Consider the following 15,136-nt stretch of genomic DNA (forward strand, 5'->3'; position numbering starts at 1 on the left):
GGCCCTCCGCCCCCGGGGGCCCTTGGTGAGGCTGGGGCGAGCCTGTGCAACTAGGCGCACCATGAGGTTGCTTGTCCCAACCTCAAGTCTCAAGCGTGTCCCATGAGTAGGAGTCTCCCGGTCTACAGACCTTGAGCTACGAGCGGCTCGGCGTGAACTACGCCGTGGAAATAATGTAGGGCCAACCCGGACGACATCATTTAAGACAACGCTCTGAACCGGCGACCAGACGCCGTCCATGACGGATCTGCTTGTCCGTCAGCCTGCATAGCAGAATCAGATAAAGGAGGAGCTCCGTTATGACAACTACCATCATGACGCCCGCCTGGGAACCGTCTACTGTCGATGAATGAGCGGGCCGACAGAAGGCTGCGGCTAGCTGCCCGGCAACAGAGCATGAAAATGCTGCGGCATTACTAGGGCATTTAGGCAGTTTCCAGATGTCAATTGCTTTCCACGCTCGCTCCAGACCTCGCCCACAAAAAAGTGAGCGCATACGAAGGAAGGCTAGCCATGAATCCATACGGTTTAAACGAGCTCCCAGCATCCACTCTTTTGGTTTCGCCCGGTCGCCAGCGGGACATGCGTCCTGTCCCTGATGTCGATACTTTGGGCTGCGAAGCGGAGCCCTGCAGGTTCTGCAGCATCCCGGAAACTGACTGATTCGCGGTGACGACGGTAGCACCGATGGAGGTTCCCGACGCCCTATCGCAAGGGCAGAAGCAAACACCGCTAGTGAATATAAGCTTCGGCAGTTCGCGGCTCAGCGTTGGTCGCGAGGGCCTGCTTGTGGGCAGGCTCGTCATCAGGCGGCCAACAATATGTTCCCGGTGCAGGCGGCGTACTCCTAGAATCACCACTACTGCATTCGTTTGCCGAGGACGTTGCGGACGCTCGTGGCGCCGGCGCTGAAACACTCACGATCAGGAGCTGGCTTCGTGCAGGCCCGTCGGTCATGTCACACAGAACTGTCCACGGGCTTCGTCCGAAGTCATACTTGGCACTGGCCTGTCGGCCGCCGAAGTTGACATGGGCTCATAAATATCCCCGGTGACCCTCATTAATGCACTGACATCTGTTTCCTTCCTGATCCTCGCGAGTGCACTGCTTCGACGTTGGCGGCGGAAGGTCGGTCATGGCGCCCAACCAACCCCATCGCGCCTCGACGTTGTACGGGCCATGGTGGCAGTTAGCACAGCACGCATCCTGATCGTGAAACAGGCTCTCGACCATGCGAACCAACCTGATTAGCAATGACATCAGCGAGTCCGTCTTCCCATCGTCTCGGTTACCTCGATCGCGAAGTCCCGGGATCTGCGTGCGTTTTGGACGGGTACCTGAATCACGAAACGTTCCAAGCAATCGGAACGCTTCAGGTCTGAAGAAGGCGATACATCGCCTCTACCGTATCGATATCTTCTCCCGTTGATTGATCACTGCAATCAACCAGGTCAATAAGCCCGGGATTATCCCGAATATATGCTCTGGCACCGGCATCACCAACGACAGTGCTGCTAACAGCCTTTCTAAGCTCTGCATCAATTACCATCGGGTGTCCTCTTAGAAGTACGTCTCGACGGTGGGGATGCAGGTAGGCTGCTGCGGTTATCCGGCCCTGCCGATGGACATCCAGCAGTCGACTCACGATGCCTTCAGTAAGTCCTGGTTGATCCACCAGCGCTAAGAGCAGGTGGTCTTCAGCTCGTGCAGCATTTTCGCCGTAAAGGTAGGAGCTGCCCATGCCGGAGCGCCATTCGGGGTTGATTAAAGTCCGGTAGGGATCGAGGCTTGCTTTCTCTCTGACTGCCAATGCGTCTGATCCTAGAACAACCAAGACTTCGTGACAGCCGCCCGCGAGCAATTTGGCGGCGATAATCTCTACGAGTGGGCGTCCGTGGAGCGATAGCAGGGCCTTTGGTCCCCGACCAAGACGGGTTCCCGACCCAGCGGCGAGCAGCACGCCCGTTGTTCTGCGTGGATTTACGTCGTCCAAGAAGAGTCCGTTACTGGTTCGTCGTCAACAAATAGGTCCCATTGGCCCGCGGGTCCACGGTGGAGGTCATAATTCTGGCAAAGGATAAGTTTCCTCTCACGCAGACCATCCTGCTGGATCCAGACAATCCCAAGTGAGGGTGCGGCAAGGTCCACCACGCCGGCACTGATCAAGACGTTTCCTTCCCAAGCATTGATTCGCTCGCCCTGTCGAAGCTCTTCCAGGCCACAGCGATCGTTGTCTTGGAATTCCGTTGAAGTTGTCGGATCGATGGTCCGTTCAGGCACCGACGTAGTCCTTTCGCTTATGGGCAACGATTGGTTTGGCTTGCAGCTTATTTCCAACCATGAATTCTCAAGTCAACTAAAGGGAGTGCGAATGCACAGTGCCAGGTAGCTGACGCAACGGACGCCCAGTGCCGGTCCAGCGTTCAGCGATAATTTCCGCCACAATGGACACAGCCGTTTCCTCGGGCGTCCGTCCGCCAAGGTCAAGCCCGATCGGGCTGTGCAGTTCCGCGATCTGCCGCTGACTAACTCCGGCTTGCTGAAGACGGCTAATTCGGTCGTCATGGGTTTTGCGCGAGCCCATGGCGCCGATGTAGGCCGGCTTTGCAGGACCTTCGAGCCGTAGGGCGATATCCAAGACAGGCACGTCAAATTTTGGGTCGTGTGTCAGGACGCAGATGACGGTTCGGTTGTCTATAGTCCCTCTGTTTAGTTCCTCCTGTAGATAAACATGGGGCCATGACACTACTACCTCGTCAGCGGCAGGAAACCTTGCCGGCGTGGCGAACACAAGGCGCGCATCACAAACTGTTACGTGAAAGCCAATCATCGACCCTGCCCGCGCTACAGCGGCAGCAAAGTCGATTGCGCCGAAAATGATCATCCGAGGTTTCGGTTGGTAAGAGGCGACAAATACTTTTGCCCCCGTTTCCATCCGTTCGCCCTCCGGCCCATACATCAGCACCCCGGATTCACCGGAGGCAAGGAGGCCTCTCGCATCGTCGATGACTGCGTGGTCAAGTTCTGAACTGCCATGTGTTCCGGAAGATTCGGACGGCCAAATTACAAGTCGGCTTCCGATCCTTGCACGCTGGGGATGTTCCACCACCGTTGCGATGGCCACTGGATTGCCGTTTCGGATGTCATGGATGACGTCAGCCAGCTCCGGAAATTCTTCGGGAGTGATGCGCTCGACGAATACGTCAATTATTCCGCCACATGTCAACCCGACCGCCAGGGCATCGTCGTCGCTATACCCAAAGCTCTGCAGTACCGGAGTACCGTCCCCGATGACGTCTTGGGCGATGTGGTAAACAGCGCCCTCGACGCAGCCACCGGAAACAGAACCGACTGCTTCGCCGTTAATGCCGACAGCCATGGCCGCGCCTGGCGGTCGAGGTGCAGATTTGGAGGTCCTGACCACGGTGGCAAGGGCAAAAGTCTCGTCCCGTTCTGTCCAATCTGCTACCGCGTCTATGACGTCACGCATGTGCTATCCGATCTGCTAGTTCTCTAAAAGCGGCCAGAGTATGTCCGGCGACCAATGCGTCGATGTGAGGGAGAACAGCCTTAATGCCACCCTGTATGGGTGCGTATCCAGGCTTCCCCCTATGGGGATTGGACCAAATGATGCTATGGGCCAATCCCCGGAGCCTTGAGATCTGACTTGCGAGCTCCGCCGGATCGCCGCGTTCCCATCCATCACTTGCAATCACGACCACGGATCTCCTCAGCATCGTGTGTTGTCCCCATATCCTGATAAAGGCCTTCATTGCCTCCCCCAGACGGGTGCCACCTGACCAATCGGGCACCACTAGGCCAGCATCAATCAGTGCAATCTCGGGGTCCGGATGTCGTAAAGCAGGTGTAACCCTGGTCAGGCGGGTTCCGATTGTAAACACTTCCGTTGTGTGGGGTGCGTGAGCCAGGAGCCGGTGGCCGAACCTGAGGAAACTGTCGGCGTAGGCCTCCATGGACCCTGATACGTCAACAATCAGTACCACCCTCCTGGGCCGCTCTGTGCGTCGCCTGTACCGCAGAGGACTGGGTTCTCCGCCCCTCCTCAGTTGGTCTCTGACAGTGTGGATTGGATCTATGCTTTTGTGGCGGTGAGTCCGCGCATAGCGGGATCGCCTCTTGGGAGTCTTTATAGGTAGGCCAGCGAAGGCCTGCGCCATATACTGCTTCTCCTCGATGGACATCAAGGCCACATCCCGGTGCTGGAGTGCCTCTTCCCGGCTAGCCAGAGCTATTTGCTGATCATTTTCCGAATCAACGTTCTCCCCGTCCGCTGTTTCAGGCAGGCCCGCCACTGTCGATTCCTCAAAAGACAGCGGAGGCGATAGAACTGCTGAAAACCACATGCGAAAGACACGGTCGTACGTCTCGAATTCGGACTGGCGCCGACACAGGCTTGCACGGCCGGTCCAAAACACCTCATCCCTGCGCTGAAGATCAACCGCGCTTAGAGACTGCAGGTACAGTTGGGCTTGGTCGGAACCGATGGTCATGCCAGCATCTCGTAGTGCACCTATGAAACCGTAAAACACCCTTAAGCCGGTTTGTGAGTTCATTTGCGGACCACCACGGTTAGGTCGGGAACACGGATTTCAAGGATTCAAGAACAACTTCACGGTCATCTTGGTCCTTGCAAAGCGCGCCAATGGTCAAAGCGGCAGTGTCGGAATCGATCTCCAGGCCCCCGAGATGGTTCAGCGCTTGTGCCCAGTCCAGAGCTTCGGCGACGCCCGGGGATCGTCTGAGCCGCCCTTGATTCCTCAATGACTGGACTACCTCGACAACTTTTTGCGCCAGGTCCTCGTCCACATTTGGAAGGCGGGTCCTGATGATCTCCAGTTCACGGGCAGGTCCAGGATGTTCAATCCAGTGGTAGTAACAACGGCGTTTGAGTGCCTCATGAAGCTCACGCGTGCGGTTCGAAGTGAGGATGACCAACGGTGGAACGCGTGCTGTGATAGTGCCCAGCTCAGGTATTGAGATTTGGTTCGATGCCAGCACTTCCAAAAGAAAGGCTTCGAACTCATCATCGGCACGATCGACCTCGTCGATCAGCAAGACCGAAGGCCCTCCCTGTAGGGCCCGAAGAATTGGCCTGGGCAGCAAGAACCGTTCAGTGTAGAGCGACTTTTCCAGCTCGTCCGGATTCACTGTCGAGCCTGCGGCCTCCAGTGAGCGCAAATGGAGAATCTGGCGTGAGAAATCCCAGTCATAGAGCGCCTGAGTGGATTCAATTCCTTCATAGCACTGGAGGCGGATCAGCGGGATGGAAAGGGCTTTGGCCAGAGCCTCAGCCAAAGCGGTTTTCCCGGTTCCAGGCGCACCCTCCAACAGCAGAGGTCGCTTCATGGCCACAGCCAGGAAAGCAGTGGTGGATAGACCCTCATCGGCCAAATAATTGACCGCTCTAAGTTGCGCTGCCATGTCCCTGGGACTTTGGGGACTGACTATTGGGTTGCTCATTCGTCCGCCTTGCATATTGATTTTACCCTTTCCACAGCTTGGCTCCTGACCCCGGCGCGCGCCATTGGGGAGTTACCCTCCGGCGCGCGCCGAAAGAAGATGCAGTCCAGACCTCATCTTCAGACCATGGAAGGACTAACGTCCATAAGAAGCCTTGGCCAACGTGGAGAGCCGACGTTCTCTCAAGCCTTTGCCACGGATGTCCCAGATGTCTGCCCGCTGATCCTTCAAAACAGGGAACGAGCGCCGGAATTCCTGTAGCGCGTCCACATCGAGCGAGGCTTGAATAACAGTTTCTTCACGCCCAGCTCGTGCAATGATGTGTCCATTTGCATCGACAATCTGGCTGTTTCCACCGAGATCAATACCTTGATCGACCCCTGTCATGTTGCACTGCACGACAAATGACTGGTTCTCGATGGCTCGAGCCTGACCCAGGACCTTCCAATGTTCCACTCGTGAAAGCGGCCAACACGCCGGTATCAAGTTGAGTAGAACATTCTCAGTGGACAGGTGGCGATACAACTCCGGAAAGCGAAGGTCGTAGCAGGTGCTGAGCCCTGTTGCAGCCATACCAGCTTCCGTTTGAACATCCACAACAATGGGCGTGTCGCCCGCCGCAATGAGCTTTGGTTCCCCATCAGAAAAACCGAAGCGGTGGATCTTCCTGTAGGTCGCTTTCACGACGCCGGCATCGTTGCACAGAACAGAGGTATTCCACATGCTCCCTGCGGCTTCGCCCTCACCTGCTTCTATGTATGATCCGGCGTGCAACCATGCCTTCTTGCGCTTAGCAAGTTCGGATAGGCGAACAAGTAACTCGCTTTTGAGCGATATGGCGTCAGCGCGCCAAGTGTCATATGAAAATCCGCCATGTAGCCACAGTTCAGGGAGCACAATCAGATCTGCATCCTCAACGCTGGAAACCAGACGCTCCACTCGCGAAGCCCTGTCCTGGAGCGGTTCTGCAGAGTCAAAATTTAACTGCACTGCAGCCACTGTGAGGTGGCCTGTATTCCGTGCCTGTTCCTTTTTATCCATCTGATCTAGGACCTTCGGGTCCGTCCGGTCGCAACGCCCGCAGCAAAGACCGCAATCAAGGCTGCTACTACGGAAACGATAGCGGGAAGCCACGGACCCACATTCTGGCTCGGTGCCTCCACCGACGGGCCCTTCTTGCCTGCCCGTGATTCCTTAGCAAGTTTAATAAGGTCCAATGCTTCCGGCTCTGCCTGGGGTGTGCGTCGAAGATCCGTGCCGGTACCTGACTCGCTCTTGGTGAGTTCCGAAGGCGAGCCAGTGGCCTGCCCACTCCCATTCGCCATTTCTACAGCGAGTCGCTGAGCAAAAACTCCGAGAATAGCCGTCGCTGCCTCGTTAATGACGCCCCGCCCGAATTGCGCAATCTTCCCTGTCATGTCGAGCTCAGTTTCCACGATTACGGTGGATCCATTAGCTTCGGGTTCAAGGCGTGCGGTGATAGTCGCCTTCATGTTGCCTTGTCCGCGCGCATCCTTAGCTCGCGCCTCGATGACTGCGCGCCGCCCTTTTTCATCTACCTCTATAAAACGAGCGACACCAACATATTCGGCCGTGATAGGACCGACCTTGATTTTAGCCTTCCCCTCGTACTCATCACCGTCGACGCTAGTGATGGATGCTCCGGGAAGCATGGGAGCAATTCGCTGGAGGTCCAGCAGTACGGGCCATGCCTCCTCGGGCGGGACGGGGACATTGAATGAGTTGGTCATCTCCATAATGGATTCCTTAAAAATTATCGAGAACGGTATTTGTGTCTACTTCGGGCAAACCGAAGGCAAAGGCGGGGTTCCCCGGTTCAAAGGACCCACCGTGCTGCAGAGCCGCCGCCATTTTCTGTACTTTCTGAAGATAGCCATTGCCTTGGCGTAATTGCCGTGACTCCCAGATTTGGAGGGCCTCGGGCAAATCGTCACTTTTCGCAAACACTTCCGCGATTGTTCGTGCGTCGTCACATGCTTTTGCGCCGCCAGCGGCAGCGTGTGGACGAGGAGTCACAGCTGCATCTCCAATCAGCACAATGCGGCCGTGAACCATGTGGTCTACCGTCGCATCCGCCACAACCGTTACGAAGGGAGAGGGCGCATTTAGAACGAGGGCGCGGAAAGGTGCGAAAAGACCTTCTCCCCTGCTGTGGAACTGGCGAAGGCTCCGAGGGTTCAGAGAGTTGTTATGTACGGACGTCGGAAGGCGAATGCCCCGGATGTCCGTCATGAGTTCATCAATGTCATTGCCCTCGGCAACATTCCAATACCACTGGAAGTTCAAGCGCGCTGACTCCGCTTCCTCCCGCCCGGGGATGGGGTAGGCGATGAGATGACCGTCTTCGAGCAGTCCGTAGGTAAACTTTCCATTGAAGTAGTCCCACACCTCGTCCGAAACTTCACCCGGCTGGAGCAAACCCCTCCAGGTTACGTATCCGGCATACTTGGGCTCAATCCCCAAAAGCCGCTTTCTGACGACCGAAGCTCCACCGTCCGCGGCGATCAGCCAGTCCGCGTCAGCTTCGGTGCCGTCCGAGAAGCGCATTCGTACCGAGTCGGAGTCTTGGTCCAGCCCGACAAGACACTTGCTGGTGTGGTATCGATCCGGACCGAACAACTTGTACAAAGCCCCATACACAGAGTCGTAACTCGTGAATCGCCACTCCGCCGGGACGGACCCGAAATTGGTTCCGGTAAGCGCATCCACATACTCCATAGACGACGAGGGAACACTCAGGGAGTCCAACTCAATGCCCTGTTCGAGAAGATAACGAACGAGTTCTGGCTGGACAACGATGCCGGTTCCGAAACCCGAAAGAGGCTGCGGAGATCGCTCGTAAACGTCGACTTCGATGCCGGCGTTCCTCAGCATCAAAGCAGCTGTAAGGCCGGATATTGATCCGCCGACAATGGCGATCCGTTCAGTAGTTGCGCTCATGCTTTGGGCCTTAGTGCCATGGCGAGCGGACGCATCGGGGCGCCGCTGGCTCCTCGGAGACGAATGGGAGCAGCGATAAGACAGAACTCATCCACTCCGTCGGCTGCCAGTTCCTCAAGATTCAGAAGTTCCACCATCGGCACACCTGCCTCCGCCAGGAAGTGCGTGTGTCCTGGCAGCCAGTTGTCCTCGTGCTGCGACGGGCCCACTTCGACGCATTCCTGGTCTGCACCAATTGCCGAGATTTCTTGATCCGTAAGCCAGCGCGCGGCCTCCAAGCTAAGTCCAGGAGGGCTGCCGAGAGTTTTGGTTCCATCCGGCCAAAAGCGCATACGTCCTGTGCGCACAAACGGAACATCCCCGGCCTGGAGCGTCAGCCCGGACTTGTCGAGAGCCGCTTTTATGTCTTCTACGGAAATGGCGTAAGAGTCAGGCAGGCAGTCGACCTCTTTCAGGCCAGCGATGTCCAGCAACACGCCCCGCGTGATGATTGGGGGAATGGTTTCCGCGCCGGCTTTGGTCCAGGTCCGGCTTCCGAGATGCTCCTCAGGCTTGTATCCGTTGTAGATTTCCCCGTCAATTCCGAAGTGATTGAGAGCGTCAATGTGCGTGCCCGTGTGTGTGTACATGAACACGACGTCGCCGGAGTAACACACATGCCTGTTGATGTCGTCACCCACATGGTTAAGGTTGTCAACTAACGTCCCTTGTGGGGTGTGACTCATGAAAATCTGGTAGCTGGGGTCCCCGGCTCCTTGGAAGCTGGGCATCCCAACGAAGTAGTCGACGCTCAGGTCATAAACCCGGGAAGGGTTTGCACGCTGCAGAACGTCCGCCCGAACCGAATCGCTGAGCAGATTGAGTGCTCCTCGCTCGTCATTGGGGCCCCAAGGGCTTTTACTGACCGTCACCTTGGCCTTATTACTCATACGGCTTCCTCGATCTGATAATCAACTACTGCCCTGTCAGCAAACATCGGCATAAGGGTCGCAACCACCTCAAGGTGGAAGGGATCTGTGGAGTATGTGTCCAAATCTGCCCAGTTCGCAAAATCAGAGATGAGAACACCATCCCAAGGGGCCCCGTTGTCTCCAGGGTCACCCGAGTGCGTTCCAATCTCCCATCCCTGAATGAAATTCAGACGCGGGGGGAGCGTGTTGAGGATTTCTACGATTTCATCCTGGCTACTGCCTTCGGCAACCCGCCATGCAAATACGTGTCGTACCTTGGTCATCAGTCGACCTTTCCTAGAGTGTGAGAACAACCACCTTGTTGTCTGATCAGTTTCGTTAATGCCGCGATCCCGTCCCAGTGGCGGAAGACACAAGTTATTGGTCTGCTTTGTTCAAACCTTGACAGCGTGTGAAAATCTGCTCCGGGGTGACGGGCAAGCGGTCGGTATGTGTGCCGTCAGCAATGGCATCATCTATAGCCGCTGCTACGGCCGCCCCTGCCGCAATCAGACCAATCTCTCCCAGCCCTTTGGCCCCGAAGGAGTTATCCGGGGATTTGGCGTGCTCAGTGACGAAGTAGTCCACGTTGGGCATCTCGAGCGCACCGGGAAGGAGATAGTCCATGAAGGAGGTCGTGATGGGCTGTCCGTCCTCCTCATATAAGAACTCTTCATAAAGTGCACCACCGATGCCTTGGACTGCGGCACCAACGATCTGGCCCCTGGTGGTTAACGGATTGATCACACGTCCGGCTTCTGTCGAAGTGAAGAACCTAAGAAGCTTGTGGCCGCCGGTGTCCGGATCAACCTCGATCTGTACCAGGGTCACACCATAGGGATAATTCATCGCGTTGTTGACGTAAACGGCGTCTGCCTGAAGCCCTGGCTCGTCGTTCTCTAGCCGGGCAGTGAAAGGATCCCGAGCTGCGGCGATTTCGTAAAGCGACAGGCGTCGATCAGCACCCCGTACCTTGAAACTGCCGTCAACCAACTCAAGATCGTCCGGATCGACCTCCATCATCTCGCTGGCCAATCGCTTGGCCTTATCGACCACAGCAAGTGCCGCCTTGCGGGCCGCACCCCCGGCCATGACTGTCGACCGGCTGGACCACGAACCAACTCCATCCGGAATAAGTTCTGTGTCACTGTGCACGATGTCGATATTCTCTGGCGCAATTTGGAGCTCTTCCGCAACGATCTGCGCCAGGACGGTTTCGATCCCCTGTCCTACCGACGAAGCTCCTGTGGTAACTGTTACGCGGCCCGCTCGGCTGACATCAACTCCACCGGTCTCGAAAAGCCCCAAGCCGGCCTTGTCCATCAGGACTCCGAGGCCCACACCGACTTTGCGACCCTCAGTGCGCATTTGGTCACGTTCCGCAAGCCATGCCGTCCAGCCGGCAGCATCCAACGCTTCACCAAAGTGCTTGACGACGTCACCCGAGTCGAAGTGGTAGGGTTCGTGGACGATGTCCACACCTGGCGTCCATGGGAGATCGTCTTCGGATAGAAGGTTTCTACGCCGGAATTCGGCGGCGCTGAGCCCGATCTGTTCGGCAGCCAAGTCGAAAATTCGTTCTCGCGCGAACGTAGATTCGTAGCGCCCCGGCGCTCGGTAAGCGCCCACAGGTGTTTTGTTTGTGAACACGGCATGCAGAGTGGCGTCGTAGGCCGGGACGCGATAGGGACCAAAGACAATCCCGGCCGTGATGTCACTTACCAGCGGCTCCGCCTGTCTGAAATAAGCGCCGTGATTGTGAAAAATCTCGTCCTTCATGCCCAGAATTTTGCCCTCAGCGTCGAGTGCAAGTTCCATATAATGGACCATCTCTCGAGCATGGGACGTGGTAGTCATGTGCTCATTACGATCCTCGACCCACTTGATCGGGACGCCCATCGATTTGGCGGCCCACGCCGCAATGACATTCTCCGGGAAAACGCCGCCCTTCACGCCAAAATTTCCACCGATCTCAACGTGTTTCATGCGCACGTTCACCTCGGGGAGATTCAACATCCTGGCAATGATCCTCCGATTGTCATGAACATGAACCGTCCCCCATATAAACAGGGTATCCCTTGCTGGATCAGGTTGTACGACGATACCGCGCGGTTCCATTGGCATTCCCGAGTGCCGATTAGTGACGTACTTGTGCTTAACGATGTGGGACGCCCCAGCGAACGCTTGTTCAATATCCCCATATGATTTCTTGATCCGGGCGCCTTCATTCCCTCGGCCGGGGAAAAGCTCGATGTCGCCGTGCACTGCCTCTTCCGGGTCCAAGAGAACAGGCAGGGGCTCGTACTCTATGGAAACCAGTTCCGCGGCGTCTTCGGCAACATATGGGTCCGTGGCTAACACAGCAACCACGGGCTGACCAACATATAAAACCCTGTCATCTGCCAGGACTGGGTGGCTAAAGCCTTCAAGGTCGTCGTAGATCTCGTGATACCCCAGTTCCTCCAAAAGGATGGAACCTAAGTGGCGAGTTTGCTCGGAGGTGATCACCATACGCACACCCGGAGTTTCCGCGGCCGCAGCAACATCTACGGACAGGATCCGGGCATGGGCATGAGTTGAGCGGACCACTCTCATGTGTAGTTGGCCAGGCACATTAACGTCCGCGACGAACGTCGCTGTCCCGGTGAGAAGTCGTCGATCTTCACGGCGCGAAACGTCCCGACCGATCCATGTCTGTTTGTTGCCCAAATCCGTATCAGACGAGGTGCTATCGGAAGTGAGCGCTTTAGCCTTTGCCATCATGCGCCCAGTATGTCACCGGCAGGTCCGGGCGGGATGTTCAGGCATTGACAAAAAGGCATCTCAAGTGTTCGCACTTAGTAGGCGCCGTCGCCATGCTTCCGTAGCATGATCGTTCCGCAAGCCCTTAGTGCGGGGCAATGGAATTTGACTATAGGAGATAGCGGCATGGCTGTAACTTCACCACTGAAACCTGAGGACGAAATGCTGAACTGGGGGCGGCTCATCCTGGATGGCGTTTCCTACTCGGACATGGTTGGTGCCCGTGATCGCCCAGGTGACGTGACTTGGTTTGACTACTGGATGAACCTTGCAAGCGAGTATGAAAGCGAAGCTGAGCGAAAGGTAGCCCTCGGACACACCCTCTCCGCCGGAGAGTTCCTCATGTCGGCGTCGCTTTGCGCTCAGTACGCCCAATTCCTTTGGTTCGACGAGCGCAGACAGAAAGGGCAAGCAAGGAAGGTCGAGCTGTACCAGAAGGCGGCCCCACTGTTGTCCCCGCCTGCCGAGCGTCATGAGCTGGTCGTTGATGGTATTCCCATGCCCGTCTACGTGCGCTTTCCGGACGGTCCCGGTCCCCACCCGGCGGTCATCATGCTAGGAGGCCTTGAAAGCACTAAAGAGGAAAGCTATCAGATGGAAAATCTGGTCCTCGCGCGTGGAATGGCTACCGCTACTTTTGACGGTCCCGGACAAGGTGAGATGTTTGAACACAAGCGACTTTCTGGTGACTACGAAAAATACACTTCCGCAGTCGTGGATCTTCTCATCGGGCTGGAAAGGGTTCGTCCGGATGCAATTGGAGTATTGGGTCGCAGCCTGGGCGGCAACTACGCGCTCAAGTCAGCGGCATGCGAGCCACGGCTCGCCGCCTGCATTTCTTGGGGAGGCTTCTCGGACTTGGACTACTGGGACCTGGAAACGCCTCTGACCAAGGAAAGCTGGAAGTACGTGTCCAAGGTTGACACTCTGGAAGAAGCGCGAGAGCACGTTCACGCGGCCTTGGAAACCCGGCATGTACTTAAGAACTTGGCTTGTCCCACCTATATCCTCCACGGAGTCCACGACGAGGTACCGCTTTCCTTTGTGGATACTATCCTCGACTTAGTTGCACCCGAGATTTTGACTCTGGTAGTCGAAAAAGACGGCGACCACTGCTGCCACAATCTAGGCCTGCGTCCCCGTCTTGAAATGGCAGATTGGCTTCAGGATGTTCTGGTGAACGGCAAGGCACCTATCCCGACAACGATTGGATTTGACCACCATGACTAAAATTCTGAAGGTCAACGCCGGCGCCGCCCCCGTCGACTCTTGGCAGCCAGAGGGTGTAACTGTTCTTGAGGGCGCTCCGGACGGACACGGATACACACTGTTCGAACGTACATCCTCCCCCCAATTCGGCACAGGCATCTTCACCTCGCAGCCATGTACAACAACGTACGAGCTCACAGACAATGAAATCATTTACGTGGTGGAGGGCTCTGCGACGCTTAGCCTTGCTGGCCAAGAGGAGGTGCGGGTGTCCGTAGGGGACTTAGTCTTCCTACCAAAAGGACACATATCCACTTGGGTATTCCACGAACCCTTCAAGGAGATTTGGTTCTTAGTAGAGTAGTTGACTTGGAGGCTGCCCGGCGGACGGAGGCCTTCTAGTGTGCGGGAAGTGGAAGTCCAGGGGAGTCCTCAGCGACGCCCAGCTCCAACTTCATTGCGTCGATCATCCTGGAGAGCCTGATGGCAACCGGTAATTCATCCCGCAGCAAACCGGCGGCCCCTATCTTGCCCTCAATGATCTTCAGTCGATAAGCAATTGTTCTGCTATGAACACCCAAACGCGATGCCGCCGTCGCTGCGTTTTGTCCCGAAGCAAAATACGCTTCGAGGGTCTCGACCAGCCTGCTTGGGGGGTCTTGGTGCAAACCAAGATCCCCCAATTCGTCGGAAACGAAAGCTGTTACTGCCGCTAAATCCCGCATGGCCAGGGCTTCAAGCATGACGTCGTCGTACCACGTTATCTGCCTCCCAAGTTTCTGCGCTACAGAATCAGACTCGAGGGCGCGTCTATGACTATTGGCGAATCCTTCCAGACCCTCACTTACCGTTCCGAACGAAACCCGGGCGCCTTTCGCCAGCGTCAAATCGCGAACGGCTTCTTGAGGCGCCGGCATACGACTTGACCACTCGATCCAGATGTAGACGGTTTCGTCTTCAGCAGTAATCACCAGCGGACGGATCCGTGCTGCGCTACCGAGCGTCCGGACGACCGAATCGATGCCCTCACCGGACACGACGGCGGCCAGATGCCGGCCTGAAAGGTTATAGGAAAATACGGTTGAATCAATCGGAAGCCCGGCAAGCAGCGCCCTCAACGTCGAAAGCTTCCGACGGTTCTGGCTCTGTCGGGAAAACGAAGTGCTCTCCATCTGGTACGTCTCAATTATGGAAGCACTGACTTTGTCGTTCCAAGCGAAGTGGCTTGCGCTTGCATGCCTAAGAACCTTCGATCGTTGTACAGGGTCGGCGATTATCCGATGCGCCTCCTCCAACACGAATTCCCACAATGCCGCCTGAGCGGCTCGAGATCCCTTAAGCAGGTGCTGAAGGTCGACGCCTGCCCTCGCTGCCAGTTGGACCTCGCGGAGTGTTTCGTTGGATGCTCTCACATCCCCCACCCTGTCCTGGCCAATGTATTCGAGAACATCACGAAGCGAGGCCACAACAGTCTCCGACTCGGCACTTGTCAGTGAGGAGTTCCGCATCGCTGGCGAAATACCTTCATAGGCATATTGCAGCCTGGCGCGGATACAATCGTAAATTTCAGGAATTCTTGCCTTGACGGCAATCGAAAGTTCAACCAGCCCTTCCTCAATAGTCATACACTGAGACTACCAACGGAGTAGGCTTCAGCCGAAGTTTGAGAAGCTCATGAACTAGGAAAATGATTCAGACACAGCACTTGTCCGCAATTTCGGACGCTATAGCAT

The 15,136-nt window shown here is 56.3% G+C and carries 15 protein-coding genes; 3 read left to right on the plus strand and 12 right to left on the minus strand.

What is annotated here, in order from left to right; all coding sequences use genetic code 11:
* Positions 1–1,050: 1,050 nt before the first annotated feature.
* Positions 1,051–1,251 (plus strand): hypothetical protein, encoded by a 201-nt coding sequence (locus tag ACFX4T_RS06795; protein ID WP_377651226.1) that lies wholly within the window; start codon positions 1,051–1,053, stop codon positions 1,249–1,251.
* Between the two features lie 121 nt (positions 1,252–1,372).
* Here the strand turns inward: ACFX4T_RS06795 and nboR are convergent, their stop codons facing one another.
* From nboR to kdhC, 11 genes are all read right to left on the minus strand, one after another.
* A complete protein-coding gene (gene nboR / locus ACFX4T_RS06800) occupies positions 1,373–1,960 on the minus strand; it encodes a nicotine blue oxidoreductase (RefSeq protein ID WP_377651346.1) in 588 nt (195 codons plus the stop codon).
* Positions 1,961–1,980: 20 nt separating this feature from the next.
* Entirely contained in the window at positions 1,981–2,280 is a 300-nt protein-coding gene (locus ACFX4T_RS06805) for a hypothetical protein (RefSeq protein ID WP_377651227.1), read from the minus strand.
* 76 nt (positions 2,281–2,356) lie between these two features.
* Positions 2,357–3,490 carry an XdhC family protein gene (locus tag ACFX4T_RS06810; RefSeq protein ID WP_377651229.1) on the minus strand — a complete coding sequence of 378 codons (1,134 nt, stop codon included), beginning with the start codon at positions 3,488–3,490 and terminating at the stop codon, positions 2,357–2,359.
* Positions 3,483–4,574: a VWA domain-containing protein gene (locus ACFX4T_RS06815; RefSeq protein ID WP_377651230.1), complete on the minus strand. Its 1,092-nt coding sequence runs from the start codon at positions 4,572–4,574 to the stop codon at positions 3,483–3,485. The genes ACFX4T_RS06810 and ACFX4T_RS06815 overlap by 8 nt, the downstream gene beginning before the upstream one ends.
* Before the next feature lie 16 nt (positions 4,575–4,590).
* On the minus strand, positions 4,591–5,481 hold the full coding sequence (locus tag ACFX4T_RS06820) for an AAA family ATPase (RefSeq protein WP_377651231.1): 891 nt from the start codon (positions 5,479–5,481) through the stop codon (positions 4,591–4,593).
* Between the two features lie 135 nt (positions 5,482–5,616).
* Positions 5,617–6,522, minus strand: coding sequence for a nitrilase-related carbon-nitrogen hydrolase (locus ACFX4T_RS06825; RefSeq protein ID WP_377651232.1), 906 nt, complete (start codon positions 6,520–6,522; stop codon positions 5,617–5,619).
* 5 nt (positions 6,523–6,527) lie between these two features.
* On the minus strand, positions 6,528–7,238 hold the full coding sequence (locus ACFX4T_RS06830) for an SRPBCC family protein (RefSeq protein WP_377651233.1): 711 nt from the start codon (positions 7,236–7,238) through the stop codon (positions 6,528–6,530).
* 10 nt (positions 7,239–7,248) lie between these two features.
* Positions 7,249–8,442, minus strand: a complete 1,194-nt coding sequence (locus ACFX4T_RS06835) for an FAD-dependent monooxygenase (protein ID WP_377651234.1) — start codon at positions 8,440–8,442, stop codon at positions 7,249–7,251.
* Entirely contained in the window at positions 8,439–9,371 is a 933-nt protein-coding gene (locus ACFX4T_RS06840; RefSeq protein WP_377651235.1) for a cyclase family protein, read from the minus strand. The genes ACFX4T_RS06835 and ACFX4T_RS06840 overlap by 4 nt, the downstream gene beginning before the upstream one ends.
* Positions 9,368–9,676, minus strand: a complete 309-nt coding sequence (locus ACFX4T_RS06845) for a Dabb family protein (RefSeq protein ID WP_377651236.1) — start codon at positions 9,674–9,676, stop codon at positions 9,368–9,370. The genes ACFX4T_RS06840 and ACFX4T_RS06845 overlap by 4 nt, the downstream gene beginning before the upstream one ends.
* Before the next feature lie 94 nt (positions 9,677–9,770).
* On the minus strand, positions 9,771–12,155 hold the full coding sequence (gene kdhC / locus ACFX4T_RS06850) for a 6-hydroxypseudooxynicotine dehydrogenase complex subunit gamma (protein ID WP_377651237.1): 2,385 nt from the start codon (positions 12,153–12,155) through the stop codon (positions 9,771–9,773).
* A gap of 165 nt (positions 12,156–12,320) precedes the next feature.
* Between kdhC and ACFX4T_RS06855 the strand changes: the two genes are divergently transcribed.
* Together ACFX4T_RS06855 and ACFX4T_RS06860 are read left to right on the plus strand one after the other, a co-directional pair.
* Entirely contained in the window at positions 12,321–13,424 is a 1,104-nt protein-coding gene (locus ACFX4T_RS06855) for a 2,6-dihydropseudooxynicotine hydrolase (RefSeq protein ID WP_377651238.1), read from the plus strand.
* A complete protein-coding gene (locus ACFX4T_RS06860; RefSeq protein WP_377651239.1) occupies positions 13,417–13,767 on the plus strand; it encodes a cupin domain-containing protein in 351 nt (116 codons plus the stop codon). Before ACFX4T_RS06855 ends, ACFX4T_RS06860 begins: the two co-directional genes overlap by 8 nt.
* A 34-nt stretch (positions 13,768–13,801) precedes the next feature.
* Here the strand turns inward: ACFX4T_RS06860 and ACFX4T_RS06865 are convergent, their stop codons facing one another.
* Positions 13,802–15,028, minus strand: coding sequence for a PucR family transcriptional regulator (locus tag ACFX4T_RS06865; RefSeq protein WP_377651240.1), 1,227 nt, complete (start codon positions 15,026–15,028; stop codon positions 13,802–13,804).
* Between the last annotated feature and the right edge of the window lie 108 nt (positions 15,029–15,136).

It is taken from the genome of Paenarthrobacter sp. YIM B13468 (genome assembly GCF_042788025.1).
Taxonomy (GTDB): domain Bacteria; phylum Actinomycetota; class Actinomycetes; order Actinomycetales; family Micrococcaceae; genus Arthrobacter; species Arthrobacter aromaticivorans.